Raw genomic sequence first — 21647 nt, forward strand, 5'->3', positions numbered from 1 at the left:
TAAAATAACGGAGTATCAATACTTATGTTAGCCGTTGTATTTATTTTATCATTCAGAGAAGTGAGAAAAAATTAATTGAATAAAATTTGTAATGTTCTTATAATTAAGTTATTTAAAAAATTTGGATTGGAGGATGAGACTGTTGCCGATTAATATTCCAAAACACTTGCCAGCCAAAGAAATATTAGAACAAGAAAACATTTTCGTCATGGATGAAGAACGGGCGTATTCGCAAGATATTCGTCCGCTAAATATAGTCATTTTAAACTTGATGCCGCAAAAAGAGAAAGCGGAAACGCAGCTTTTGCGCTTGCTCGGTAACTCCCCGCTTCAAGTAAATATCACATTTTTGCGTCCGGAAACGCATGAGGCAAAAACAACAAGCCAATATCATCTCGATCAATTTTATACTACCTTTCCTCACATTCGCCATCGCAAATTTGATGGGATGATTATTACAGGTGCGCCTGTTGAGCATTTGCCGTTTGAACAAGTTGATTATTGGAATGAACTTGTCGAAATTATGGAATGGACGAAAACAAACGTCACATCCACGTTACATATTTGCTGGGGCGCGCAAGCAGGGCTTTATTACCATTATGGAATTCCAAAATATATGCTGCCGCAAAAATGTTTTGGGATTTTCGAACATACATTAGAGGTGAAAAATGTAAAATTGCTGCGCGGGTTCGATGATGTGTTTCGCATTCCGCATTCCCGTCATACCGATGTATTGCGCGAAGATATTGAAAAAGTGACGGAATTAACGCTTTTGTCAGCATCGGAGAAAGCAGGGGTGTGCCTTGTTGCTTCCAACGACGGAAAACAAATCTTTTTAACAGGTCACCCAGAATATGATGCCACTACGCTGCGAGAAGAATATGAGCGTGATCTCTCGAGAGGGTTGCCGATCCACATTCCAGAATCATATTTTCCGAACGACGATCCGACAAAAGAGCCGTTGAACACGTGGCGCTCTCATGCCAATTTGTTGTTCGTCAACTGGCTGAACTACTATGTGTATCAGGAAACGCCGTACGTGTGGGAATGAGTGTATTCTAAATAAACTTCATTGAGCAAAACCTTATAACATCAGTGGTTTTCCACTGGTCTCTCTGAATCAAATTTACTTATCTTTCTCCATTTAACTGGAATGCGCGGTCAAAAATGCGGTCGTATAAAAATTTATCAGCAATAAACAAGTTTTGCGTCTTCCTACAAGCTTTGGATTCGTATTAAAACAAAGGGAAGCATTTTGAAAAAGCTCACAAAAAGGGGGTTTTATGGAAAACAAAAAATGCGGTAAATGCGGAAGCACCGAATTTGCCGAGGGGACAGATTATATGCCTATAAAACTAAATAAGATGTCGCTAGGTGGTTCTAATAAAATTTATACCTTTTGTTTAGAGTGTGGAGAAGTTTATTCAATCCGTATTGAAAATACTACTATTTTCAAAAAACAAACTTAACTGTATTAAAGTTGAGCTGCCCCTCAAATAATGAGCATTGCTTTTAGAAAAAAGGGAAACCTTGATAGTTTTGGTTTCCCTTAATTAATTTATTACACCGTAAACTCAAATCCTTTTATTGGTCTCCCCTGTTCTTTTTCATTTAACTCGTCCAAAATCCCCCCTCTTCCTCCTTTGGTCGTATGTAGGAAAAGTGCACTAATAACTAAAAACGTATGATAACTGCCCAAAACGCATAAAAAAAGCACGTAGCGGAACAATTAGAAATGGGAAGTGCCCAACCAATGTCCAAACGATGAACAGGGAAAGCTTCCGTCCACGACACCAATAAACTACATAAACATAAAATGGAGGCAGAAATGACATATGAGAGTCATCATTGATTTTCAAGATCTTGTTGAGGGAAAGTATGAAACCGTTCAATCGATCGAAAGCGACATGTCCTCTGAAGACATTGAGTTTTTCGTAAAGCATGCATCAGAACCACTCGTTGTAGAAGGTATTGAGGAACACACATATACGCATTTTAGTTCTTCTTTCGTTTTAGGGCACGATGGAAAATTAGTTTATCGGATGTTGCTAAGAGAAATGTAGCAGACGCTAAGCCGTAAGAATATCTCATTGTAACAATAAAAGCATGTGACATCGAGTACATCACATGCTTTTTTACCTTCACATTACCGACCTAGTGATCTCCAGTCTACTTTTTTCTCTGTCAGCTGTCTTGTACATTTATTGTTGCTGTTATTTTTTTTGATCAAGTTAATAATTTGTGCTCTCGATTTGTTTTTTGTCAAATTTGTAGGATGGTGAAAATGATACGTGCAATTCTGTCGATAAAAATGCCCCCCTAATTCATCTGTTCGTCCTGAATGAGCCGATACATCGGTGACTCCCCCAAACAGCAATGCCGCTCCTAATGTAAAATGAATCAGTCTCTTTCTCATCTTTGTCCCCCTTGTTGATTCTTCACTGCACCTTCATATTTATATCAAAAATCGATTAATTTGGAAACCTTTTCGTTCGCTAAAACTTCTTATAGGTCGACAAAAAAAGTCAAAGGGTTCGACAAGAAAAAAGAAGAAATAGAAAATAAATGTTTCAACATAGAATGAAAGGGATGGAGAACAAATGAGATCTGAACGAAGAAAACAATGGAAAACTCATTGGAAAAAGTACAAACATTTATTTAAAGGATCACGCATGGAGCGGCGAAATAAGTGGCGCCATAAATGGGAAGATAAATATATTGCTAGTTAGCGCATCACACAAAAGAGGAACGCGTTACTTGCGTTCCTCTTTTGTGCTTTTATACGAAATCTCTTGGCGTCTTCATCATTTTTATGGATTCCCCACTCTTGTCCATAACATTTTGGCTATAGAAATAATACGATGTAATAACTTGAAAACAGGAGGTGAAGATATCAATGGGATACGGCGGTAATAACGGGTTTGTGTTGATCGTTGTGTTGTTCATTTTATTAATTATCGTTGGTGCTGCGTTTATGGGTTACTAATGTAGCACAAGGAGGCGTGCCCCTCTAAAGGCGGGCACGCCTCTTTTTTATTGCTTCCGTAGCATAAATAACCACATAAATGTAAGTGCTTGTTTTAATTCTAATGATAATCCGGAAAGCAATTGCTCGCGCACTCCTTTTTTATACACTCCTTGCCCATCTACCAACTCCCAACCATTCTCTTGTGCCAATTGTTCAAATTCCCACGGCATCATTGTATTGCAAATGACGGGCTTTCCGTACAGCCGCGGATAGCTATTGGTGCGCGGTGCTGCTGTTGGTCCAAGCAAACCGACACATAAATAATGGCCTTGCTTAAGTATTCTTCTCATTTCATTTAACGCTTTCAAAGGCTTCTGTGTCCATTCGAGGGAGTTAATCGCCATCGCTCCCGAAAACGTTTCATCCGCAAACGGCAAGTTAGTTAAATCCCCTTGAATGAATCTCAAACTCTCGTGTTCTCCTCGCGCTTTTGCCTTTTCGATCATCTCACGTGATAAATCAACCCCAACAACACGATAACCTGATTGGCACAGCTTCCAAGCCCCGTATCCGTCACCGCATCCTAAATCAGCTACCTCACTTCCTTTCGGTATGTACCTAGACATGAAAGGAACAATTGTTTTTCTGCTTCCATGCTCCCACATTTCTTCACTGCTTTTATTCCAAAATTCCGCCCGTTCATCCCATTGTTTTTGTGCTTCATTATGCCAATTGAACCGTTCCATTGTTTACACATCCTTTGAATGAAAATATCGGTAGAGGGAACAATAAATTTGTAAAAGGGAGTGATACTAAAATGAACGAACATGAAACATTTGTAGCCATCCAAAAAAACCATGAAGGTACCATCATCAACTTTAAAACTTCCACAGGCCGCGTGCTGTCGTACCGAAAGGCAATGATGGAAATTGAGAACGGAAACGTTAGCGGGGCATACGTGTTCACAGACGAAGACGGTCACTCTTATATTAGCGCAACCCCCACAGAACATGCGACCGGCTCTCTAGAGAATCTGCCAACCTTTTTCTAACATTTTCTATGAAAGGAAGATATCAATGACAAAAAAATTTAACGAAAGAGGAAGCAACAACCAAAATTCACCTGCTGGAACGCAAAACACAATCAGCGGCGACAACAGTAAAGGAAATAAACGAAATAAGTCACAAAACGATAAAAGCGATTCGCACGAATAATCTTTGAAATGTAAAATTTCTCAAGACGCGGATCAAAACTCGATGCCCTTTACGGCAGAAACTCCTTCACAATAGTCGTGTTTTATCGCCTGCATGTTGGTGACAATATCCGCTACATCCGTTAACTCTTTTTTAGCCGAACGGCCTGTAATAACAAGATGGAGATGCGAGGGACGCATACGGATGAGTTCAACCACATCCTCAACCGAAAGAACATCGTCAATCGGAAAGCGATCAATCGCTAACGCATTATTCAGTTCGTCCAATATAATCATATCATACGTTCCGGACATAATTTTTTCTTTTGCAAATTGCCATGCTTTTTTTAATGCCTGACGATGTTCTTCCGGCGTTTTCGTCCATGTAAACCCGGCTCCCATTTGAGACATTTCAATCCCTAGCTTGGCCATCATGATGTGCTCGCCATACGTCCGCTCTGGAGATTTAATAAATTGAATAATCGCTACCTTTTTTCCTCTTCCAGCCGCTCGTAATGCCAATCCCAGGGCGGCTGTTGTTTTTCCTTTTCCATCCCCCGTATAGATAATGACGCGTCCTTTATGCTGTTTCAACCGGATCACCTTCTAATTCGTGAAACCATTGAATTGCTTCACGCAATCTTACTACCTCCCCAACAACAATGATCGCTGGGTGAGAAATACAAGCGCTTTTCGCCTTTTCCTCAATATTTTGCAGCGTCCCCACAACCGTACGCTGCCTTGCAGTCGTTCCCCATTCAATAATGGCTGTTTTTGTTTCAGGCGACTTCCCATGCTGAATAAGCTGCTGACAAATATAAGACAAATTTCCGATTCCCATATAAAAGGCAATCGTATCGCTGCCGTTCGCTAACGCCTGCCAATTAAGACGATCTTCCCCTTTTTCCTTTCGCCCATGTCCCGTTACAATCGTAAAAGAAGTCGCTATGTTGCGGTAGGTGACAGGAATACCAGCATAAGCAGCGGCTGCAATTCCCGCTGTGACCCCCGGAACGATTTCAAAAGGGATGCCGTGTTTCGCTAATACTTCTGCTTCCTCCCCACCTCGCCCGAATATGAACGGATCGCCTCCTTTTAACCGTACGACCGTCTTTTCTTGCAACGCTTTCTCCACGAGCCATTGATGAATTCGTTCTTGAATAGTTCCGTGTTTTCCCGGCTCTTTTCCGGCATAAATTAATTCCGCCCCTTTTTTCGCATATTGGAGCAATTCGTTGCTTACAAGACGATCGTAAATAATAACGTCCGCTTTTTGTATGCATTCCATGCCGTAAACCGTGATCAGTCTTGGGTCTCCAGGTCCTGCGCCGACTAAATATACTTTTCCTTTATTCATGCTTATTCACCACCTTGCGATACTTTCGCGGATTCAAATGTAGCCATATTTAACATATTAGTAGCGAATTGTAACAGAGGGAACGCAACGGACGCACCACTTCCTTCGCCGAGGCGCATATGTAAATCAAGCAACGGCTCCTTCCTAAGCAGTTGCAGCGCCACCCGATGCCCTGGTTCTTGTGAGCGATGACCAGCGATCATATAATGTACGACGTTCGGATGAAACAATCTAGCAACTAAAGCAGCGGTTGTACAAATAAATCCGTCAAGCAAAATCGGAATACGATTTTCTGCTGCTGCTAACATCGCACCTGCCATCGCCGCAATTTCTAGACCGCCGATTTTCGCTAAAAGGTCAAGCGGGTCTGATGCATCGGGACGGTGAAGTTCAAGCGCTCGCTCAATGACTTCTCTTTTATGCGCGAGCACCGTTTCGGAAATTCCCGTTCCTTTGCCGACAAGCCGCTCGACAGTTTCTCCGCTTATTGCCGCTAAAATGGCGCTTGCTGCCGTTGTATTGGCAATTCCCATTTCACCAACAATCAAACAGCGAATACCTTCTTGTATCATTCTATGTGCTTGTTCATAACCGACAAGCACCGCCTGCTTTGCTTCGTCTCTTGTCATTGCTTCTTTTGCGCAAAAATTATCCGTCCCGTATTTGATTTTTTGCGAAATAAACCCTTCCGTGGGAATATCGCTTGCCACCCCAACATCGACAACGGCAAACTTAGCACCAATTTGACGGCTGAAGACATTAACCGCTGCACCGCCGCTTACGAAGTTCAAAACCATTTGCGCCGTCACTTCTTGCGGAAAAGCGGAAACTCCTTCTTCGGCCACGCCATGGTCGGCGGCAAATACAAGCACGCCGGGCGGGGTGACTCTTGGGGCATGAGAACCTGTCATTTTTGCCAATTCAATCACGATTTGTTCTAGACGTCCAAGGCTTCCAGGCGGCTTTGTCAGCTGATTCACATGATGTTCTACTTCGCGGCCGACTTGTTCATTCAATGCTGGAATATGAAACATGTTATACCCTCCCTTGAAACTCCCTCATTTTTTGTTCAATCACATCCAGTTGCACATAGCTCTTCACACAATCCGCTAACCGATCAAACGCTCGCTCGCGCATCATTCGATATGAAGGACGATCATATACAGGTACAAGCCCTTTTTTTCGGCGAATTTCATTTAATAAATGACTGCGAAAGGAATCGTTATGGAAAATATCATGAAAATACGTCCCGAATATTCGCTCATCTTCTGTTTTGCACCCGTCTACATGGCCGCCCATATCAATAAGCGGAATATAACCTTCGCAAGCCGCTGAACGTCCCATATGAATTTCATATCCTTGGACTTGGAATCGTTCATCAGCAAACATTAATGTTCCTTCGGAGAGCACCGTCGTTTTGTCTTGCGTGAGCGTCGTATCAATCGGAAGAAAATCTAATCCCTCAAGATGATGAATGGTTGTCTCGACACCAAATGGGTCACAAATACATTGCCCGAGCATTTGATAACCGCCGCAAATACCGATGATGGCTGTATCATCTTGTTCATAAAGCCGCTTAAGCTCGCTGCCGATTCCGCTTTCCCTTATATAAAGTAAATCCTCAATCGTATTTTTGCTTCCGGGCAAAATGAGCACATCTGGCTTCCCGATGTCCTTCGCTCTTGCCACAAAACGAACGCTGCAGTCTGGCTCTACGAAAAATGGATCAATGTCCGTAAAGTTCGAAATGCGCGGATATTGTACAACAGCGATATCAATGTCCTTTGTTTCATCTTTTTGGGCCGACAATTGTGCAAGACGAACCGAATCTTCCGCATCAATATGTAAATGTGGCATATATGGAACAACACCGAGCACCGGCACATTTGTATACTGTTCAAACCAATCCAATCCAGGCTTTAGAAGCGACAGATCCCCGCGGAATTTGTTAATAATTACACCGATCACCCGCTTGCGATCCTCTTTTTCTAGCAGCTGCAACGTTCCTACTAAACTCGCAAACACACCGCCGCGCTCAATGTCGCCAATTAAAATGACAGGTGCGTTAGCCATGCGAGCGACGCGCATGTTCACAAGCTCTCGGTCATTCAGGTTAATTTCCGCCGGGCTTCCCGCTCCTTCAATGACAACGCGATCGTATTCATTCATCAACTTGTTTAGCGAGCTCTCAATCACTTGAAGTCCCTTGTAAAAAAACTCGTTTCGATACGCGACAGCTTTCATGTTTCCATACGGTTTCCCGTGCAACACAATTTGCGATTCATTTTCACGGCTCGGTTTAATTAAAATCGGATTCATATCAGTCGTCGCTACCACACCTGCTGCCTCCGCTTGAATTCCTTGCGCCCGGCCGATTTCCTTTCCGTCGAGTGTGACATAGGAATTGAGTGACATGTTTTGCGACTTAAACGGAGCCGTTTTCCATCCTGCTTGTGCAAAAATGCGGCAAAAAGCGGTTGTAATGATGCTTTTTCCGGCATCCGAATGCGTTCCTTGAAACATAAGCGGCAGCGCTCTAGCCATGTTGCTTCCTCCTTTCGCATTCCGCTAGCCAATTTTTCACCATTTCCGAACAGGACGGAAAATAAAAATGAACATAACCCGCAACAAGGTTGTCCTTCATATATCCATCCTTTTTTGTTCCACGCAATCCCTTTGTTTCATAAGCAAAATTTCCTTCATCTAAACGCGTAAAGGTTGAATAATGAAACTCATGGCCTTTTGCAACAAGCTCTTTCGAAAGTAAAAAATTGTCTCCCCAGACTTCACGATAACCAAGCGCGGCCAGCTTCGGATGCATACGGACCTTCCCTGGAATGACGCCAACCATCTCGTAAAAGCCGCCGTCCGTCGTCTCAATGCCTTCTGACAAAAACATAAACCCACCGCATTCAGCAAGCGTAGGAAGCCCGTTGTTGATCGCCTGTCTCACAGATTTTTTGACATGTTCTTGCTTTGACAATTGCTCAGCAAACTCTTCCGGAAACCCGCCGCCGATATACAGTCCGTCAACGTCTTCTGGCACCGTGTCCCCGGCCAGAGGTGAAAAGAATCGAAGTTCGGCACCGTATGCCTCAAGAAGCTCTAAATTTTCTTGATAATAAAAGTGAAAAGCAGCATCTTTTGCGATCGCAATGCGCACATGATGCGTTGTATCAACAGATAAAAAAGAATGTCCGATTTCTAAATCAGGAGCTTCCGCTAATTGCAATAACGCATCCAAATCCACCGTCCGTGCGATCCGTTCCCCAAGTTGCGCGAAAAAACGATCCAGTTCGCCGCGTTCAATCGATGGAACAAGCCCTAAATGCCGTTCGGGGATATGTAAATCCTCATGCTTTTGTAAAAAGCCAATCACCGGAATACCGCATTCCTGTTCAATCGCGGCTTTTACTAAACGAAAATGCCCTTCGCTGCCGACGCGGTTGGCAATCACACCAACGATGCGCACGCGTTCATCCAACAGCTGAAACCCGCGAACGACAGCGGCCGCGCTGCGCGCCATCCCGGAACAGTCGACGACTAACAGCACAGGGCTTTGTGTAAGGATGCTAATTTCCGCGGTTGATCCTTCGATGCTCGTTGCTTGCTTGCCGTCAAAAAATCCCATCACTCCTTCAATCACCGCAATATCAGCGCCTTCGCATCCCTTTTGGCAGATGGCTTTTACAATGTCTTTTCCGCCCATCCAGCTATCCAAATTACGCGATGGCCGTCCCGTTACAGCAGTGTGATATGTTGGATCGATATAATCTGGACCGCACTTAAATCCTTGAACCGTATATCCTTTTTTCTTTAACGCCGCCATAATGCCGATTGTAACGGTCGTCTTGCCGACGCCGCTTCCCGTTCCGGCGATGACAATTCTTCGCATCACTATTCCCCCTCATCAAGCACCGCAACCGAAATGGTGACGTTTCCCGACTTTTTTTTCACTAGTGCAAGCGTATCAGCCCCGCTGTATAATTTGGCAGCCGGCTCACTGACGCCGTATGCCCCTGTATAGCGGTAGACCGTTTCCGAAGGCTGCTCCATTTTCACTTCATTTAATTGCTCCCGCTTATAGTATACAAATTCCCAGCCGTATTTTCGTGCAACTTGTAAGATTCCTTCCTCATCTTTTTTCAAATCGATCGTACATACTGCCTTTACACTTTTTAACGAAAAACGAAGCTCTGCTAGTGTTTCGATGATGACGGCTTCAATCTCTTCCGCTGGCGTGCCTCGATTGCAGCCGATGCCAAGAACAATCACTTTTGGACGATACAAAACACCGTTTCGCAAAATCGCTTCCTCGTCTTTCGAAAGAAGGCGATGGGTTACAACGAGAGCCGCGTCTGGTTTCGCAGCTAGTGCCGCATTAATAGATTCATACACCCGAATGTTGCTTGGGAGAGGTGTATCGTACGTCCACCAATTTCGCTCGCCCGATTCTTGCACAATCGCTACGTGCTGTTCGTTCACAACCGCGGCGCTTACCGGCGTCAGCTTTTCATCTGATTCCCATACCCACCCGAACGATCTTCCAAATAAGTCGACCGCTATCGTTTTTTGCACATCGGAAGCCGTTGTGATGACAGGATGGGCTTGTAATAGATGTGCAACCTGGCGAGTCAATTCATTCGCTCCGCCAAGATGCCCCGACAAGACACTAATGACGTGCTCTCCCTTATCGTCGATCACTACAACCGCTGGGTCTGTCTTTTTATCCTTTAACAATGGCGCAATCATGCGTACGACCGCTCCAAGTGAAATAATAAGAATCAATCCGCGATACGTGGAAAAAAGTGAAGGCAGCAAACATCGCACATTGCCTTCAAATAAATGGATGCCCTTTTCTTCTTCATCTCCCTGGGCAAATTTGTTCGTATAATATACACGAGTATCGGGCAGTTGTTCACCAATTTGGCGAGCGATGTTCACTCCATGCTTCGTAATCGCAACAACGGCATACATTCTACTTCTCCCCCTGCCTATATCCGTGCGTAAACGTTTTATCATAAAGTTTTGAACGATAAGAGCGTTCCGCAATCGCTGGGTCGAGCGCCCGTCCAGCTAATATGAGTGCATGTTTTCGGATCCCGTTGGCACGCATATCTTCATTAAGCGTTCTAACGGTCGATCGAACCACTTTTTGATCAGGCCACGTCGCTTTATACACAACAACAACGGGTGTATCCTCGCTCCAGCCAGCTTCGATCAGCGCTTTCGTCACTTTTTTCGTCAACGTCGCGCTTAAAAATAACGCGAGCGTACAATCATGTTTCGCCAACTCCTCAAGCTTTTCCTTCTCTGGAACAGGGGTGCGTCCTTCCGCCCGCGTTAAAATCACCGTTTGTGTTAAATCGGGAACGGTTAGCTCGACCTCGGCCGCGGCTGCTGCGGCAAATACCGAGCTCACGCCCGGAACGATTTCCACATCAATTTGTTCCTTTTTCAATAATGCTATTTGTTCAAGCGTAGCCCCGTAAATCGAAGGGTCGCCTGTATGGAGGCGCACCACCTTTTGACCGCTTTTCACTCGCTCGACCATCAAATGAACAATTTGCTCTAAATACATGCCCGCCGTATGAAACACGTCCGCTTCCGGTTTCGCATAATGAAGTAAGGCTTCATTGACGAGCGAATCGGTATAAAAAATGGCATCCGCCTCTTGCAACAATTTTAGTCCTTTCACCGTAAGCAACTCTGGATCCCCTGGGCCGGCTCCAACAATATATAGCTTCATTTTCTCACCACCATCAGTGTTAAATATTCAAGCTCCACTCCATCAAGCTGCTCTACATTCCAAATGATTTCTTCACTTGATGTCACTTTGGTCACAACGGCGGCCCTTTGCACTAAATCAAGTTCGCGCAATAGCCGAAGCATCATATCGATCACTTTTGCTACTTTAATAAACACGACACAATCATGGGTTTCAATCGCTCGCTTCATCTCCTCGTAATCATCGCGCGCCGGAATGATGGCGACATGTTCATTGCCATCAGCAAGCGGAAGTTGAAGGCGAGCCGCCGCTGCGTTGACAGACGAAATCCCCGGAATCACTTCCGTCCGAACATCCGGATAATTTGTTTGCATTGTTCGCATAAAATGAATAAAGGTGCTATATAAAAGCGGGTCTCCTTCTGTCACAAAAGCAACATTTTTTCCTGCCGAAAGATGCTCCCACACACGTTCGGCCGTTTCATTCCATTTTTCCTCTAAAACATTTTTTTCTTTCGTCATCGGAAAGACAAGACCGAGCATTTCCTTTTCTCGCGGTGAAAAGTATGCCTCGACAATTTGTTGAGCGTAGCTTTTGCTGCCACGCTGCTTTTTCGGGTAGGCGATCACATCGGCTTCGTTTAAACAGCGAAACGCCTTGACCGTCAATAGTTCCGGATCTCCTGGACCAACGCCAACGCCGTATAACGTTCCAATCATTGCTTTTCTTCCTTTCTATAAGCCGAAATAATATAAATCGGATTTAAGGCATCAAAACGGGTCAGTTGTAAAATCGGCTTGCTTCTAGACAATTGCGCCAACGTAATATCGACATGAAAACCTCGTTGCTCAAGCCCAACAACCGCTTCATGCAGCGTTTCGATGGTTACGGCATTGATGACGATTCGTCCTCCTTTTTTCAGACGTTCAGAGCAAACATTAAGCAACCGATCCATTTCTCCCGATGTGCCGCCGATAAAAATCGCATCGGGGTCAGGAAATTCATTTAGATGTTCTGGCGCCCGGCCATGAACGAGAGTAAAGTCCGCACGGAATTTTCGCATATTCTCTTTGCAAATGTTGATATCCTGTTCATTTTTCTCGATCGCAAATACCGCTCCCTCGCGTGCGATTTTCGCCGCTTCAATCGCGACAGAACCCGTACATGTGCCGATATCCCAAACAACGCTCGTCTCATGCAGTTGAAGGGCGCTAACGCTTAAAATACGAATCTCTTTTTTTGTAATTAATCCTTTTTCCGGTTTGCGTTGCAAAAACTGGTCGTCATCAATCCCGAGTGACCAAACAGGTCCCTCTTTCGTTTTCTGCAAAATGACAATATTTAATGGAAGAAACTCGGTTTGCGCCATCTCTTCCAATTCAAAAAAACGGCACCGTTCCTCTTCGCCGCCGAGATGTTCTCCGACAAACGCACGGTATTCCGTCATTCCATACGAAAGTAAATAGTTTGCAATCTGGTCTGGCGAATTCGTTGCATCGGTTAAAATCGCCACTTTATGGCGCCCATCAATCCGCTGAGCGAGGCCCTTCATGCTCCGGCCGTGCACGCTTATGACGTATGCATCGTGCCAGCTCTCCCCGATTTTCGCAAATGCCCATTGAATCGAACTGATCGATGGGTATACTTCGATCGGAAGTTTTCGAGATAAATAGCTTCCGATTCCATAAAAAAGCGGATCACCTGAAGCTAAAACAACTGTCCGTCTATCTTCATTACGCAACCGCTCGACAAGAGAGGAAAGGCCGTTTTTAATTACTACCTTTTCTCCTTGGTAGTCAGGAAAAAATGATAAATGACGCTCACCTCCTACTAATAATTCACTTTCATAAATCCAACGTTCGTATAAAGAAGGCAAGCTTTTTGTTCCGTCTGCGCCAATACCAATGAGTTTAATCGGCTGCATCTGTTCGCACCGCCTTTCCTAAAAGTTGTCCACTCATCGTATAAAGCGATGTTTCAATGACAAGGCCGCCGCCGACCTCTTTCAACGCAGAACGGCAGCAGCACTCGCATAATTTTTCAAAAAACAACGTGTTTCCTGCCTCTTGCATGAGATCCCCAACTTGCGATGCCGTGTTCGCTTCCCGTACGGAACGAACGAGTTCGCAAGAAGCACCTGCTTCCTCGGCAATTGCTGCTAGAAAATGAAAATCAACAGGTGCACTCTTCGAATGAACCATCATGACTCCTTGGGCGATTTTAGAAAACTTCCCCATCATCCCAACCATCGAGACCGTTTTCATCCCCTGTTTTTTGCATTGTTTAAGCGTAAAACCAACAAAATCTCCCATTTCGATAAACGCTTCTTCCGGAAGATGGGTATATTGCTTCATAGCATACTTTTCACTTCGTCCCCCTGTTGTAATAACAACATGATGACAGCCTGTTGCTTTAGCTACTTGAATCGCTCGAACAATGCTTGCGCGGTAAGCCGATGTCGAAAATGGCACGACAATGCCGCGCGTCCCCAAAATCGAGATGCCGCCAATAATACCAAGCCGGGCATTTAGCGTTTTTTTCGCGATTTCTTCTCCATTTGGAACGGAAATGACGATGCGGATCCCCCTCTCAACCCCATATTGTTTGAGAACATAGTCCGCTGTTTCCATCATCATTTTGCGCGGTACCGGGTTAATGGCTGCTTCGCCTATTGGTACCGGTAAGCCTGGCTTCGTAACGCGCCCAACGCCTTCGCCTCCATCTAACTCAATGTCGTCACCTGTTGTCCATGAGACGGTCGAAATGATTTCGGCTCCATGCGTCGCATCAGGGTCGTCGCCTCCATCTTTGATGACGGCAGCCGTTGCCGAGCCGCCATTTATTTGGCACCGTTCTACCGCAAACGTGACCCATCGTCCAATCGGCAAATAGATCGTTGCCTCCGTTTGCGGGACACCGGTAATGAGAGCAGTCAATGCCGCTTTCGTCGCCGCAGTAGCGCAAGCACCTGTCGTATATCCTTCGCGCAATGTTTTGTTTTCCATCGTCTACCCTCGCTCCGCTAAAATCGAAAGCGCATTAAGCGCTGCTACCGTGACCGTGCTTCCTCCTTTTCGGCCGATGTTCGTAATAAACGGAACATCCAATTTCGCCAATTCTTCCTTTGATTCTGCTGCCGATACAAAACCAACCGGCAAGCCAATAACTAAACCAGGACGCGCTTCTCCCTCTTTAATTAAACGAATCAGCTCAAGCAATGCCGTTGGGGCATTGCCAATCGCAAAAATGCCTCCATCCGCCTCTTTAACGGCTTTCCTCATGGCAACAATCGCCCGCGTTGTATTCAAGCGTTTCGCTTCTGCGATCACATCGGGATCGGAAATGTACACATGCACACTCCCGCCAAATTTTTCAATCCTCGCTTTATTGACCCCGACTTGTACCATTTGTACATCAACCACAACCTTTTTACCTGCGCGAATCGCCTCAATCCCTGCTTTGATCGCGCTTGGATGAAATAATAAACTTTTGCCTAACTCAAAATCGGCCGACGCATGAATCACGCGTTGAACGATTGGATATTGTTCCTGCGTAAAATGATGCTCTCCGATCTCTTCGTCAATGATTTGAAAACTTCGTTCCTCAATCTGTTGCGGCTGAATCGTAACAGGACGAAATTCCGTTCGAAAATCCATTCATAAAACCCCTTTCATTGATTAATCAATAACGGCACACGCTGACGCAACGCCGCTACTACATCTGAAAACTCCGAATATATCGTGTCATACTGGATGGTTGGTCTGCGAATCACAATCGTCTCAATCCCCAGTTCTTCAGCGGCGGCGATTTTTTCATCGACAAACCCAACTTTGCCGCTTTCTTTCGTCACGAGAAGCGTCACACCAAAATGTCTGAAAAGCGCTGTATCCAATTCCTGCGTAAACGGCCCTTGCATCGCTACAATATTTTCTTGAGGAAATTTGAGCTCTTCACATTTTTCCATATTGTCCTTACGGGGAAGCATGCGGGCGATGATGCGCACATCCGGCAAATGAAGCAGCTTTTTTGCAAAAATATGCAGCGTTTTGCTTCCGGTTGTCAGCATCACCACTCCCTTTTTTGTTGCTGCAAGTTCAGCTGCTTCCTCATAGCTATCAACAAACGTAACACGTTCGTAATCGACTGGAACGGACTTTCGCTCATAACGAATATAAGGAACATTCGCATCGTTCGCTGCTTTGATGGCATTTTTTGATGCCTCTTCCGCAAAGGGGTGACTCGCGTCTACAACCGCTTTGGCCTGTTTCATATAAATCAATTTCGTCAATTGCTCTGCTGTTAATCTCCCAAGATGAACCGATAAACCAGCATGTTGCAATTGCTCCGCTGCATGTTCGGTTACGACCGTTGCCATCACGTTGTATCCTGCTTGTTGAATCTCAAGCGCTAGCTGCCTTGCATCGCTTGTTCCCGCTAAAACGATAATCATAACACGCCTCCTTAATGATGGTGGTGATGATGGTGATGGTGTTCGGCCATATGAAGCCGATATTGGCACAAATCGCAATTCATCTTGACAGCTTGACCAAGCGCTTCCTCTAAACGATCCAGCACAATCGTCTGCAGTTTCGGATGAAACCCGAAATACCCAGCTAAAGCAAATTCAACGTGCGGGTAGCGGCTACGAAACTCCGATATTTTTTCTTCCAATCTTTTAATCAGAACACCAGTAAATAAAAAGTATGGCAAGATCACAACCTTTTTGGCTCCCAGCCTGATGCATCGATCTACCCCTTCATCTAAAAGGGGATTGGTCACCCCCATGAAAGCGGGCTCCACAAGTGAGTAGTTGGTCCGTTCCCAAAAAAGCCGGGCAATTTTATATAAATCGCTATTGGCATCCGGATCGCTCCCTCCGCGCCCCAACAGAAGAATGGCCGTACCGGAATCAGGCGTTTCCGCATCCTCGCCGATTTCTAGCAATCTTTCTTTTAAAATTACAAATGTTTGTTCATGAATTCCGATCGGCCGGCCATACGTAAACTTCACGTGCGGATATTGCTTTCTTGCTTCATCAATCGCCGCTGGAATATGCAACTTCGAATGGCCCGCAGCAAGCAAAATTATCGGAATGACAATCACTTCATGAGCCCCTGCCGCCACACACCGCTTCATCCCTTCTAACATTGTCGGCAAACCAAACTCTAAAAAACATGTTTCAATATAGTAACGAGAATCGATTTTGGAACGAAGCTGCTCGACGAACTGAAAGACTTGCTCATTTCCTTCCGCATCGCGGCTTCCGTGCCCAACAAATAAAATCGCCTTCATGCTCTTACCTCCTATTCCCCGCAAGCAGGCACCTCAATTTTTGATTTAGAATTTGCTTCCTGATAGACAAATCCGCTCACTTGTTTTACCCGTTGGAAAAATTTATGGAAACGTTCATTTGGATGTCCATGCTCCTTATATTCTTGAATAATGCGAATCACAGTCGGAACGATTTCGTGAGGCGGGATTCCCTCAGCAACAAGTTGCCCTGGATGTGCATTTCTCCCAATCGTTTTCCCGCCTAAAAATAGGTCAAATGCCCCTTTTCGGTACACAATTCCAATATCTTCTCGCACCGCTCCGTAACATGCCATTCCGCAGCCGTTAAAGCCAAGCTTCAACTCTTTTGGCAACGCAAGCCCATTCAGTTGCTCATGCAGCTGTTTGGCATAAGGAATGGCATCCGTTTTTTCACCGTCGCAAAAATCGCACGCTTTTACCGTCAATACATCGCCAATCGGCGCAACAATAAGTCCCGCTTCTTTCAGTTTTGCGATCACATCATCGGGATTTGCGGTTGGAATTTCTAATTTCAAATAATGATCCGGCGTATACATCATCTTCCCATCGCTTCCAGCAATGTTTGCAATCGCTATCATTTGCTCTGGAGCCAACACTTTATTCGCTACCCCTGGACTGACCGCCAATTCTAAAATATCGGGGAACGTTTCTTGTTGTTCGTTTTGCCGAACAGCGATTTTCTGCAACGCTGCTTCGGCTGTGCGGCGCACTCTTTCGGCTTTTACCTGATCAAGCGCCCACGGCTCCGCTTCTTTTCGCAGACGTTCGTGCGGTTTTAACGGTTGTTCTAATGCGTCCAGTGTATATTTTCGCTGGTATCCGCGCGGGGTAATCATCATTCCGTCATGCACGAAAGTAGATGAATTACCAATAATGACGGTTGTCAACATACCGATTTCGTATTCGAGCATATGCTCTAAATCGGTAATGACAATTTGTTGACGGGCACGGTAGGCGCTTTTCACCAAGCCAACCGGCGTTTCAGGGGAGCGATAGCGTAAAAGAATACGCTGCGCTTCGACAATTTGCCGCGTTCGCCTTCCGCTTTTTGGGTTATAAAGAGCAATGACAAAATCGGCCATCGCGGCCGCTTCAATCCGTTTTTCAATCAGCGTCCACGGCGTTAAATGATCGCTTAGGCTAATGGTGCATGCATCATGCATAATGGGTGCTCCCAACAACGCACCGCATGAATTGATGGCAGAAACCCCTGGAATGACTTCAACTTCCACTCCGCTTTCTTTCGTCCAACCTTTTTCAATTAACACTTCGTATACAAGCCCAGCCATTCCGTATACACCCGCATCGCCGCTCGAAATAACAGCGACTTTCTTGCCCCGCTCTGCCCATTTCACCGCTTCTTGTGCCCGGCTCACTTCCTCTGTCATCCCGGTGCTGATAATCGGTTTGTCCCCTATTAAATCAGAAACAAGATCGATGTATGTTTTATAACCAATCACGATATCGCTTTCTTCAATCGCTTCCCGCGCCCGCTTTGTCATATGGTCGACACTGCCTGGCCCAAATCCGATAATCAGCAGTTTTCCGCTCACTTTATGCTCCTCCTTTCCATGTTTCAATCATGATTGTGATACCTAGCCATATACTGTACAAGCTTGTGATCGCTCCAAACAGAAAAAACAATGAATCTCGTATTCTCGCCTTCATAAATCCCCATGATAGACAGAAAGTCATTCCAATGGTTGCGATTAAAAGTCCGACCACAAATAAACTGAGCTGTAATGCTGCGACACTCATGTCTGCTTTTCCCGCGGTATGCGTTAAAATGGCAAGCTGCGTCGGGCTTTCGACGCCAATTCCATGGATAATGCCTATAATAAAAGCGCTGATCCAACCGAAGCGAAACAACGAATGCGAATGATAGAAGCTATCGTTTCTTTGAAAGCGACGCAATATCGTGCCGATCAACTCATAAAGCACCTTGATTCGGCTTTTCATTTCATTTTTGTAAAGAAGTGAAAAGAGCATCACTCCCCCAAGAAAAATAAGAGTGCACCCAACCATTGCTTCGATCACACGGGTCATTCCACTCGGCAGATGAAACCCGATAAAAATTGCAATCATCCCCATGAAAAATACGATAAAACCATGTCCGAATGCATACATGATCCCTAACACCACTTGCCTTTTGCGATGTGACTCACTTCCTACCATATCGGCAATTGCTGCGACATGATCGCTATCCATTCCATGCCTCATTCCTAAAAACACAGCCATCATCACATATGTCATCAATTCCAATTGCCTCTACCTCATTTCCCTAATTTTTGAATTCCTAACGAAGTAGTTGAGTTTCCTGAAAAAATAAATCCTTGTTCTTGTTCGTATTGATACGTTATCGCTTCTTCTAACGGCTCGCCATTCATTAAGTGCTGCTGTACTAGTTTCTTCCCTCGCTCTGGGGTGATTGACTTGTACCAAATTCCTTCCGGATACACAATGACCACACACGCATCTTCGCAACGACCGTTACAGCGCGTCCTTGTCGTATGTACGTCGCAATCAAGTTCAAGCCTTGCAATTTCTTCGCGAATAGCGCTTGTGACCTCTTCTCCTCCTTTTCGCATGCAGCTACCGCCGTTGCAAATCAATACGTGATGCCTCGTTCCTGTTAAATTCCATGTTGCCATATCAATCCTCTCCTTTTTCCAAAATAAAAAGCACCTCTATAGATAGAGGTGCAGAAAAATGCATACGGGAAGCCTAAAAATGCACGTAAACAGGCCTTTATGTATACGATTCCCCCGCACGTCTACCTATAATCCCGTAGGTATCCGTCCGAGCAAATAAGGCAGGTCTCCTGACTTAGAATCATCGCTTCATTGCGCCTTCCCGAAGTTTCCTTCAGTGACATGATGCAATGAAACTCCTCATCACAGTGGCGGGTACCGTGACGGCTTTTCACCGTACTTCCCTTTTAAGCCTGTCCCACTAGAGAAAGGCACCTTACTTGCTTTAGCAAATTATTCAACTGTTAAGTTTATCCTCCACAATGATATGACGAATTTTCTAAAAAAGTCAACCATTTTTATTTTTCGAACAGTTTTGTTTTAGCAACAACAACTCCATCGCTATCGACATACACATGCGCGCCCGGCTCCCAACGTACGCCCCCGAATTCAAGAACGCTATCGCGCGCCCCTTTCCCTTCTTTTTTGCTTTTGACAGGGCACGTGCCAATCGCGACCACGCCAAGCGGCATTTGCGCGATTTCGGCTGAATCGCGAATGCAACCATGAACAATGACGCCCGCGAGACCTCGTTCACAGGCAATTTGTGCCAGACGATCTCCAAGCAATGCACAATTCCGTGACCCTTTTCCATCGACAACCAAAACCGTTCCCGCTGGAACCGTTTCAAGCGCTTCACGAACGAGCACGTTATCTTCAAACACATCAACGGTCGCAATCGGGCCAGAAAACTCGGTTTTTCCGCCGTAAGACTGCAACCGCAATTGGCAAACCTGCAACTCCTCCAAAAATTGATCGCACAAATCCGCTGTTTTCATAACGAAATCCCCTCCCCCTTGTTCTCATTTATAACCATTTGACACGCATCGTCAAAAATCCTTCTAACACGCTCAGAAGAAAGAGGGGCTAGATTTTAATCGAAGCAAATTACCGCTTCTTTCGCCATCTTTGCACGCCGTATAAGACTCCTGCCAACACTATCGCAGCAACTGTATAAGAGATCAATCGATGTTCTTCTAATTTGTGCACTTCGACGTTCTTTGTCGGCACCTTCCCTTTTCCTAATTCGTTGACATCGTGTTTCGCCTCGGCCAATGGTTTGATAAGAGAACAAATGTTTGTAAATAAATCTGATTCACCGTATGCGTAAACGAGATATTTCTCCCCTACTTCAAATGGATAGCCACAATCGGCGTTGCTAAACCCCGTGTAAACGACGACGTGCGTTTCATCGACTCCTTTCCACGTTCGCTCAACCGCCAACACAACGGCCCGCTTCGGCCACTTACCAAGTCCCGGCTCCTCTATTTTCGTCTCGTATATTTGCACGACTTTTCCAGCAAAAACGGCTTTGCTTTCAGCAAACGCTTCTTTTGGAGAAACGGGAGGCACACAGTCGCAAGCGTAGGCCGGGGTTTCGGAAAATATAAAAGACAAAAAAACAAACAACAACAAACTGCCCCAATAGTTTTTCATCCTATCACCTTTTCTTGGAATTAGACGAACAAAAAGAGCATTTGTTACAAGTTTACATAATAATATTATAGTATAATAATCTAAACGGTGAGGACTATTGCCATTTTCAATTAAATCAAGTATAATTCGTCGAAAACGAGTGAGGAGGAACGGTTTTGTTTGAGATTGTCGAATATACACGCCATCCTTTTACGATCACCACAGATCCAGCTCGCATTCAAATCGATCGTGTTTGTAAATTTCTAGCGCAGTCATATTGGGCAAACAAAAGAAATCGCTCGACGATTATCAAGTCCATTCAGCATTCATTATGTTTTTCTCTATTTCATGAACAGACACAAATCGGATTTGCTCGATTCATTACAGATGGCGCCACGTTTGCGTATTTATGCGATGTCTTTATCGATGAAGCATATCGCGGAAACGAGCTTGGCAAATGGCTGGTGCAATGCGTGTTGCAACACCCTGATGTGGCGACCGTCCGCCGCTTTTTGTTAGTCACAAAAGACGCCCACGGGCTGTACCGACAATTTGGATTCGAAGCATTGCAAGAACCGGAACGATATATGGAGATATTTCGTGAACAGTAATGTTTTCTATTGTTAACAAGGGAGGAACGCTAAGTGTTTGCGTTGAATCGTGACAGCTTTTCCCTCTTCCTCCTTCTTCAAAGCTATTTTACGGCGTAAAAAAGGCGTCAAAGAGTATGTATCGGTGACAAAAGCACGATTACGGATCCAGTTAGGAAATGACACGTATGACTTAGAAGAAGGCGACTCCATGTATTACGAAGCGGATGTGGAGCACAGTTTTACCAATATCGGCAATGCAGACTGTCATTATTATTTAGTCATTGATTCCAACAATGCTCATTTATAGAGATTCCACTATTGTAAACAACG

At 45.0% G+C, this 21647-nt stretch carries 28 protein-coding genes and 1 riboswitch; of the genes, 8 read left to right on the top strand and 20 right to left on the bottom strand.

The features are described 5' to 3' along the window. Positions 1-142 precede the first annotated feature (142 nt). From metA to N667_RS0111930, 3 genes are all read left to right on the top strand, one after another. Entirely contained in the window at positions 143-1051 is a 909-nt protein-coding gene (gene metA / locus N667_RS0111920; protein ID WP_027409786.1) for a homoserine O-succinyltransferase, read from the top strand. A 232-nt stretch (positions 1052-1283) separates the two neighbouring features. Beyond that, positions 1284-1469: a hypothetical protein gene (locus tag N667_RS0111925; RefSeq protein WP_027409787.1), complete on the top strand. Its 186-nt coding sequence runs from the start codon at positions 1284-1286 to the stop codon at positions 1467-1469. A gap of 366 nt (positions 1470-1835) precedes the next feature. Further along, the gene (locus N667_RS0111930; RefSeq protein ID WP_027409788.1) at positions 1836-2063 is read left to right on the top strand and encodes a hypothetical protein; all 228 of its coding nucleotides are present in this window, start codon (positions 1836-1838) and stop codon (positions 2061-2063) included. 83 nt (positions 2064-2146) lie between these two features. Here the strand turns inward: N667_RS0111930 and N667_RS0111935 are convergent, their stop codons facing one another. After that, the gene (locus N667_RS0111935) at positions 2147-2416 is read right to left on the bottom strand and encodes a hypothetical protein (RefSeq protein ID WP_027409789.1); all 270 of its coding nucleotides are present in this window, start codon (positions 2414-2416) and stop codon (positions 2147-2149) included. A gap of 480 nt (positions 2417-2896) precedes the next feature. On the opposite strand from N667_RS0111935, the gene N667_RS19500 reads away from it, so the two are divergent. Continuing rightward, positions 2897-2986 (top strand): YjcZ family sporulation protein, encoded by a 90-nt coding sequence (locus N667_RS19500; protein WP_035098833.1) that lies wholly within the window; start codon positions 2897-2899, stop codon positions 2984-2986. 47 nt (positions 2987-3033) lie between these two features. On the opposite strand, the gene N667_RS0111945 is transcribed toward N667_RS19500, so the two are convergent. Then, positions 3034-3714 (bottom strand): class I SAM-dependent methyltransferase, encoded by a 681-nt coding sequence (locus N667_RS0111945; protein ID WP_027409790.1) that lies wholly within the window; start codon positions 3712-3714, stop codon positions 3034-3036. Between the two features lie 71 nt (positions 3715-3785). On the opposite strand from N667_RS0111945, the gene N667_RS0111950 reads away from it, so the two are divergent. Together N667_RS0111950 and N667_RS20035 are read left to right on the top strand one after the other, a co-directional pair. Then, positions 3786-4019, top strand: a complete 234-nt coding sequence (locus N667_RS0111950) for a DUF3892 domain-containing protein (RefSeq protein ID WP_027409791.1) — start codon at positions 3786-3788, stop codon at positions 4017-4019. A 25-nt stretch (positions 4020-4044) separates the two neighbouring features. Beyond that, positions 4045-4182 (top strand): hypothetical protein, encoded by a 138-nt coding sequence (locus N667_RS20035; protein ID WP_198020545.1) that lies wholly within the window; start codon positions 4045-4047, stop codon positions 4180-4182. Between the two features lie 32 nt (positions 4183-4214). On the opposite strand, the gene cobO is transcribed toward N667_RS20035, so the two are convergent. The 18 genes from cobO to N667_RS18670 form a co-directional block, all read right to left on the bottom strand. Then, positions 4215-4760 (bottom strand): cob(I)yrinic acid a,c-diamide adenosyltransferase, encoded by a 546-nt coding sequence (gene cobO, locus N667_RS0111960; RefSeq protein WP_409978188.1) that lies wholly within the window; start codon positions 4758-4760, stop codon positions 4215-4217. Next, positions 4741-5517 carry a uroporphyrinogen-III C-methyltransferase gene (gene cobA, locus N667_RS0111965; RefSeq protein ID WP_027409793.1) on the bottom strand — a complete coding sequence of 259 codons (777 nt, stop codon included), beginning with the start codon at positions 5515-5517 and terminating at the stop codon, positions 4741-4743. Before cobA ends, cobO begins: the two co-directional genes overlap by 20 nt. A 2-nt stretch (positions 5518-5519) precedes the next feature. Continuing rightward, a complete protein-coding gene (gene cobT / locus N667_RS0111970; protein WP_027409794.1) occupies positions 5520-6551 on the bottom strand; it encodes a nicotinate-nucleotide--dimethylbenzimidazole phosphoribosyltransferase in 1032 nt (343 codons plus the stop codon). A 1-nt stretch (position 6552) separates the two neighbouring features. After that, positions 6553-8061 carry a cobyric acid synthase gene (locus N667_RS0111975; protein WP_027409795.1) on the bottom strand — a complete coding sequence of 503 codons (1509 nt, stop codon included), beginning with the start codon at positions 8059-8061 and terminating at the stop codon, positions 6553-6555. Beyond that, positions 8054-9412, bottom strand: a complete 1359-nt coding sequence (locus tag N667_RS0111980) for a cobyrinate a,c-diamide synthase (protein WP_027409796.1) — start codon at positions 9410-9412, stop codon at positions 8054-8056. Before N667_RS0111980 ends, N667_RS0111975 begins: the two co-directional genes overlap by 8 nt. A gap of 2 nt (positions 9413-9414) precedes the next feature. Further along, positions 9415-10494: a cobalt-precorrin 5A hydrolase gene (locus tag N667_RS0111985; RefSeq protein WP_035098839.1), complete on the bottom strand. Its 1080-nt coding sequence runs from the start codon at positions 10492-10494 to the stop codon at positions 9415-9417. A gap of 1 nt (position 10495) precedes the next feature. Next, a complete protein-coding gene (gene cobM, locus N667_RS0111990) occupies positions 10496-11266 on the bottom strand; it encodes a precorrin-4 C(11)-methyltransferase (RefSeq protein WP_027409798.1) in 771 nt (256 codons plus the stop codon). Continuing rightward, the gene (gene cobI, locus N667_RS0111995; protein ID WP_027409799.1) at positions 11263-11964 is read right to left on the bottom strand and encodes a precorrin-2 C(20)-methyltransferase; all 702 of its coding nucleotides are present in this window, start codon (positions 11962-11964) and stop codon (positions 11263-11265) included. The genes cobM and cobI overlap by 4 nt, the downstream gene beginning before the upstream one ends. Continuing rightward, on the bottom strand, positions 11961-13169 hold the full coding sequence (locus N667_RS0112000; protein WP_027409800.1) for a bifunctional cobalt-precorrin-7 (C(5))-methyltransferase/cobalt-precorrin-6B (C(15))-methyltransferase: 1209 nt from the start codon (positions 13167-13169) through the stop codon (positions 11961-11963). The genes cobI and N667_RS0112000 overlap by 4 nt, the downstream gene beginning before the upstream one ends. After that, positions 13156-14250 carry a cobalt-precorrin-5B (C(1))-methyltransferase gene (locus N667_RS0112005; protein ID WP_027409801.1) on the bottom strand — a complete coding sequence of 365 codons (1095 nt, stop codon included), beginning with the start codon at positions 14248-14250 and terminating at the stop codon, positions 13156-13158. The genes N667_RS0112000 and N667_RS0112005 overlap by 14 nt, the downstream gene beginning before the upstream one ends. Before the next feature lie 3 nt (positions 14251-14253). After that, positions 14254-14901, bottom strand: coding sequence for a precorrin-8X methylmutase (locus N667_RS0112010; protein ID WP_027409802.1), 648 nt, complete (start codon positions 14899-14901; stop codon positions 14254-14256). A 14-nt stretch (positions 14902-14915) separates the two neighbouring features. Beyond that, positions 14916-15695 carry a precorrin-6A reductase gene (gene cobK / locus N667_RS0112015; protein WP_027409803.1) on the bottom strand — a complete coding sequence of 260 codons (780 nt, stop codon included), beginning with the start codon at positions 15693-15695 and terminating at the stop codon, positions 14916-14918. Positions 15696-15706: 11 nt separating this feature from the next. After that, on the bottom strand, positions 15707-16537 hold the full coding sequence (locus N667_RS0112020) for a sirohydrochlorin chelatase (RefSeq protein WP_027409804.1): 831 nt from the start codon (positions 16535-16537) through the stop codon (positions 15707-15709). A gap of 11 nt (positions 16538-16548) precedes the next feature. Then, positions 16549-18111 carry a precorrin-3B C(17)-methyltransferase gene (gene cobJ, locus N667_RS0112025; RefSeq protein ID WP_027409805.1) on the bottom strand — a complete coding sequence of 521 codons (1563 nt, stop codon included), beginning with the start codon at positions 18109-18111 and terminating at the stop codon, positions 16549-16551. Between the two features lies 1 nt (position 18112). Next, positions 18113-18811: a nickel transporter gene (locus N667_RS0112030; protein ID WP_035098851.1), complete on the bottom strand. Its 699-nt coding sequence runs from the start codon at positions 18809-18811 to the stop codon at positions 18113-18115. 20 nt (positions 18812-18831) lie between these two features. Next, positions 18832-19209 carry a (2Fe-2S) ferredoxin domain-containing protein gene (locus N667_RS0112035; RefSeq protein ID WP_027409807.1) on the bottom strand — a complete coding sequence of 126 codons (378 nt, stop codon included), beginning with the start codon at positions 19207-19209 and terminating at the stop codon, positions 18832-18834. Positions 19210-19351: 142 nt separating this feature from the next. Then, positions 19352-19543: riboswitch (cobalamin riboswitch) on the bottom strand. A gap of 64 nt (positions 19544-19607) precedes the next feature. After that, positions 19608-20087: a ribonuclease E activity regulator RraA gene (rraA, locus tag N667_RS0112040; RefSeq protein ID WP_027409808.1), complete on the bottom strand. Its 480-nt coding sequence runs from the start codon at positions 20085-20087 to the stop codon at positions 19608-19610. Positions 20088-20196: 109 nt separating this feature from the next. Next, positions 20197-20745: a hypothetical protein gene (locus tag N667_RS18670; RefSeq protein ID WP_051530041.1), complete on the bottom strand. Its 549-nt coding sequence runs from the start codon at positions 20743-20745 to the stop codon at positions 20197-20199. A gap of 155 nt (positions 20746-20900) precedes the next feature. On the opposite strand from N667_RS18670, the gene N667_RS0112050 reads away from it, so the two are divergent. Beyond that, positions 20901-21335 carry a GNAT family N-acetyltransferase gene (locus N667_RS0112050; protein ID WP_027409809.1) on the top strand — a complete coding sequence of 145 codons (435 nt, stop codon included), beginning with the start codon at positions 20901-20903 and terminating at the stop codon, positions 21333-21335. A 124-nt stretch (positions 21336-21459) separates the two neighbouring features. Beyond that, positions 21460-21624, top strand: coding sequence for a cupin domain-containing protein (locus N667_RS18675; RefSeq protein WP_198020546.1), 165 nt, complete (start codon positions 21460-21462; stop codon positions 21622-21624). The last annotated feature ends 23 nt before the right edge of the window (positions 21625-21647 follow it).

Source organism: Anoxybacillus tepidamans PS2 (assembly GCF_000620165.1).
GTDB classification, from domain to species: Bacteria; Bacillota; Bacilli; order Bacillales; family Anoxybacillaceae; genus Anoxybacteroides; species Anoxybacteroides tepidamans_A.

Excerpts from the sequence above, each read along its gene's own strand:
- N667_RS0111945 (WP_027409790.1), bottom strand. The coding sequence starts at position 3,714 with ATGGAACGGTTCAATTGGCATAATGAAGCACAAAAACAATGGGATGAA.
- N667_RS0111930 (WP_027409788.1), top strand. The coding sequence starts at position 1,836 with ATGAGAGTCATCATTGATTTTCAAGATCTTGTTGAGGGAAAGTATGAA.
- N667_RS0111985 (WP_035098839.1), bottom strand. The coding sequence starts at position 10,494 with ATGTATGCCGTTGTTGCGATTACGAAGCATGGAGTGAACATCGCTCGC.
- N667_RS0111975 (WP_027409795.1), bottom strand. The coding sequence starts at position 8,061 with ATGGCTAGAGCGCTGCCGCTTATGTTTCAAGGAACGCATTCGGATGCC.
- N667_RS0112030 (WP_035098851.1), bottom strand. The coding sequence starts at position 18,811 with ATGACATATGTGATGATGGCTGTGTTTTTAGGAATGAGGCATGGAATG.
- rraA (WP_027409808.1), bottom strand. The coding sequence starts at position 20,087 with ATGAAAACAGCGGATTTGTGCGATCAATTTTTGGAGGAGTTGCAGGTT.
- N667_RS0111925 (WP_027409787.1), top strand. The coding sequence starts at position 1,284 with ATGGAAAACAAAAAATGCGGTAAATGCGGAAGCACCGAATTTGCCGAG.
- N667_RS0112000 (WP_027409800.1), bottom strand. The coding sequence starts at position 13,169 with ATGCAGCCGATTAAACTCATTGGTATTGGCGCAGACGGAACAAAAAGC.
- cobT (WP_027409794.1), bottom strand. The coding sequence starts at position 6,551 with ATGTTTCATATTCCAGCATTGAATGAACAAGTCGGCCGCGAAGTAGAA.
- N667_RS18670 (WP_051530041.1), bottom strand. The coding sequence starts at position 20,745 with ATGAAAAACTATTGGGGCAGTTTGTTGTTGTTTGTTTTTTTGTCTTTT.
- cobM (WP_027409798.1), bottom strand. The coding sequence starts at position 11,266 with ATGAAGCTATATATTGTTGGAGCCGGCCCAGGGGATCCAGAGTTGCTT.
- N667_RS19500 (WP_035098833.1), top strand. The coding sequence starts at position 2,897 with ATGGGATACGGCGGTAATAACGGGTTTGTGTTGATCGTTGTGTTGTTC.
- N667_RS0112020 (WP_027409804.1), bottom strand. The coding sequence starts at position 16,537 with ATGAAGGCGATTTTATTTGTTGGGCACGGAAGCCGCGATGCGGAAGGA.
- cobK (WP_027409803.1), bottom strand. The coding sequence starts at position 15,695 with ATGATTATCGTTTTAGCGGGAACAAGCGATGCAAGGCAGCTAGCGCTT.
- cobA (WP_027409793.1), bottom strand. The coding sequence starts at position 5,517 with ATGAATAAAGGAAAAGTATATTTAGTCGGCGCAGGACCTGGAGACCCA.
- N667_RS0112005 (WP_027409801.1), bottom strand. The coding sequence starts at position 14,250 with ATGGAAAACAAAACATTGCGCGAAGGATATACGACAGGTGCTTGCGCT.
- N667_RS0111935 (WP_027409789.1), bottom strand. The coding sequence starts at position 2,416 with ATGAGAAAGAGACTGATTCATTTTACATTAGGAGCGGCATTGCTGTTT.
- N667_RS0112035 (WP_027409807.1), bottom strand. The coding sequence starts at position 19,209 with ATGGCAACATGGAATTTAACAGGAACGAGGCATCACGTATTGATTTGC.
- N667_RS0111950 (WP_027409791.1), top strand. The coding sequence starts at position 3,786 with ATGAACGAACATGAAACATTTGTAGCCATCCAAAAAAACCATGAAGGT.
- N667_RS0111980 (WP_027409796.1), bottom strand. The coding sequence starts at position 9,412 with ATGCGAAGAATTGTCATCGCCGGAACGGGAAGCGGCGTCGGCAAGACG.
- N667_RS0112010 (WP_027409802.1), bottom strand. The coding sequence starts at position 14,901 with ATGGATTTTCGAACGGAATTTCGTCCTGTTACGATTCAGCCGCAACAG.
- cobI (WP_027409799.1), bottom strand. The coding sequence starts at position 11,964 with ATGATTGGAACGTTATACGGCGTTGGCGTTGGTCCAGGAGATCCGGAA.
- N667_RS20035 (WP_198020545.1), top strand. The coding sequence starts at position 4,045 with ATGACAAAAAAATTTAACGAAAGAGGAAGCAACAACCAAAATTCACCT.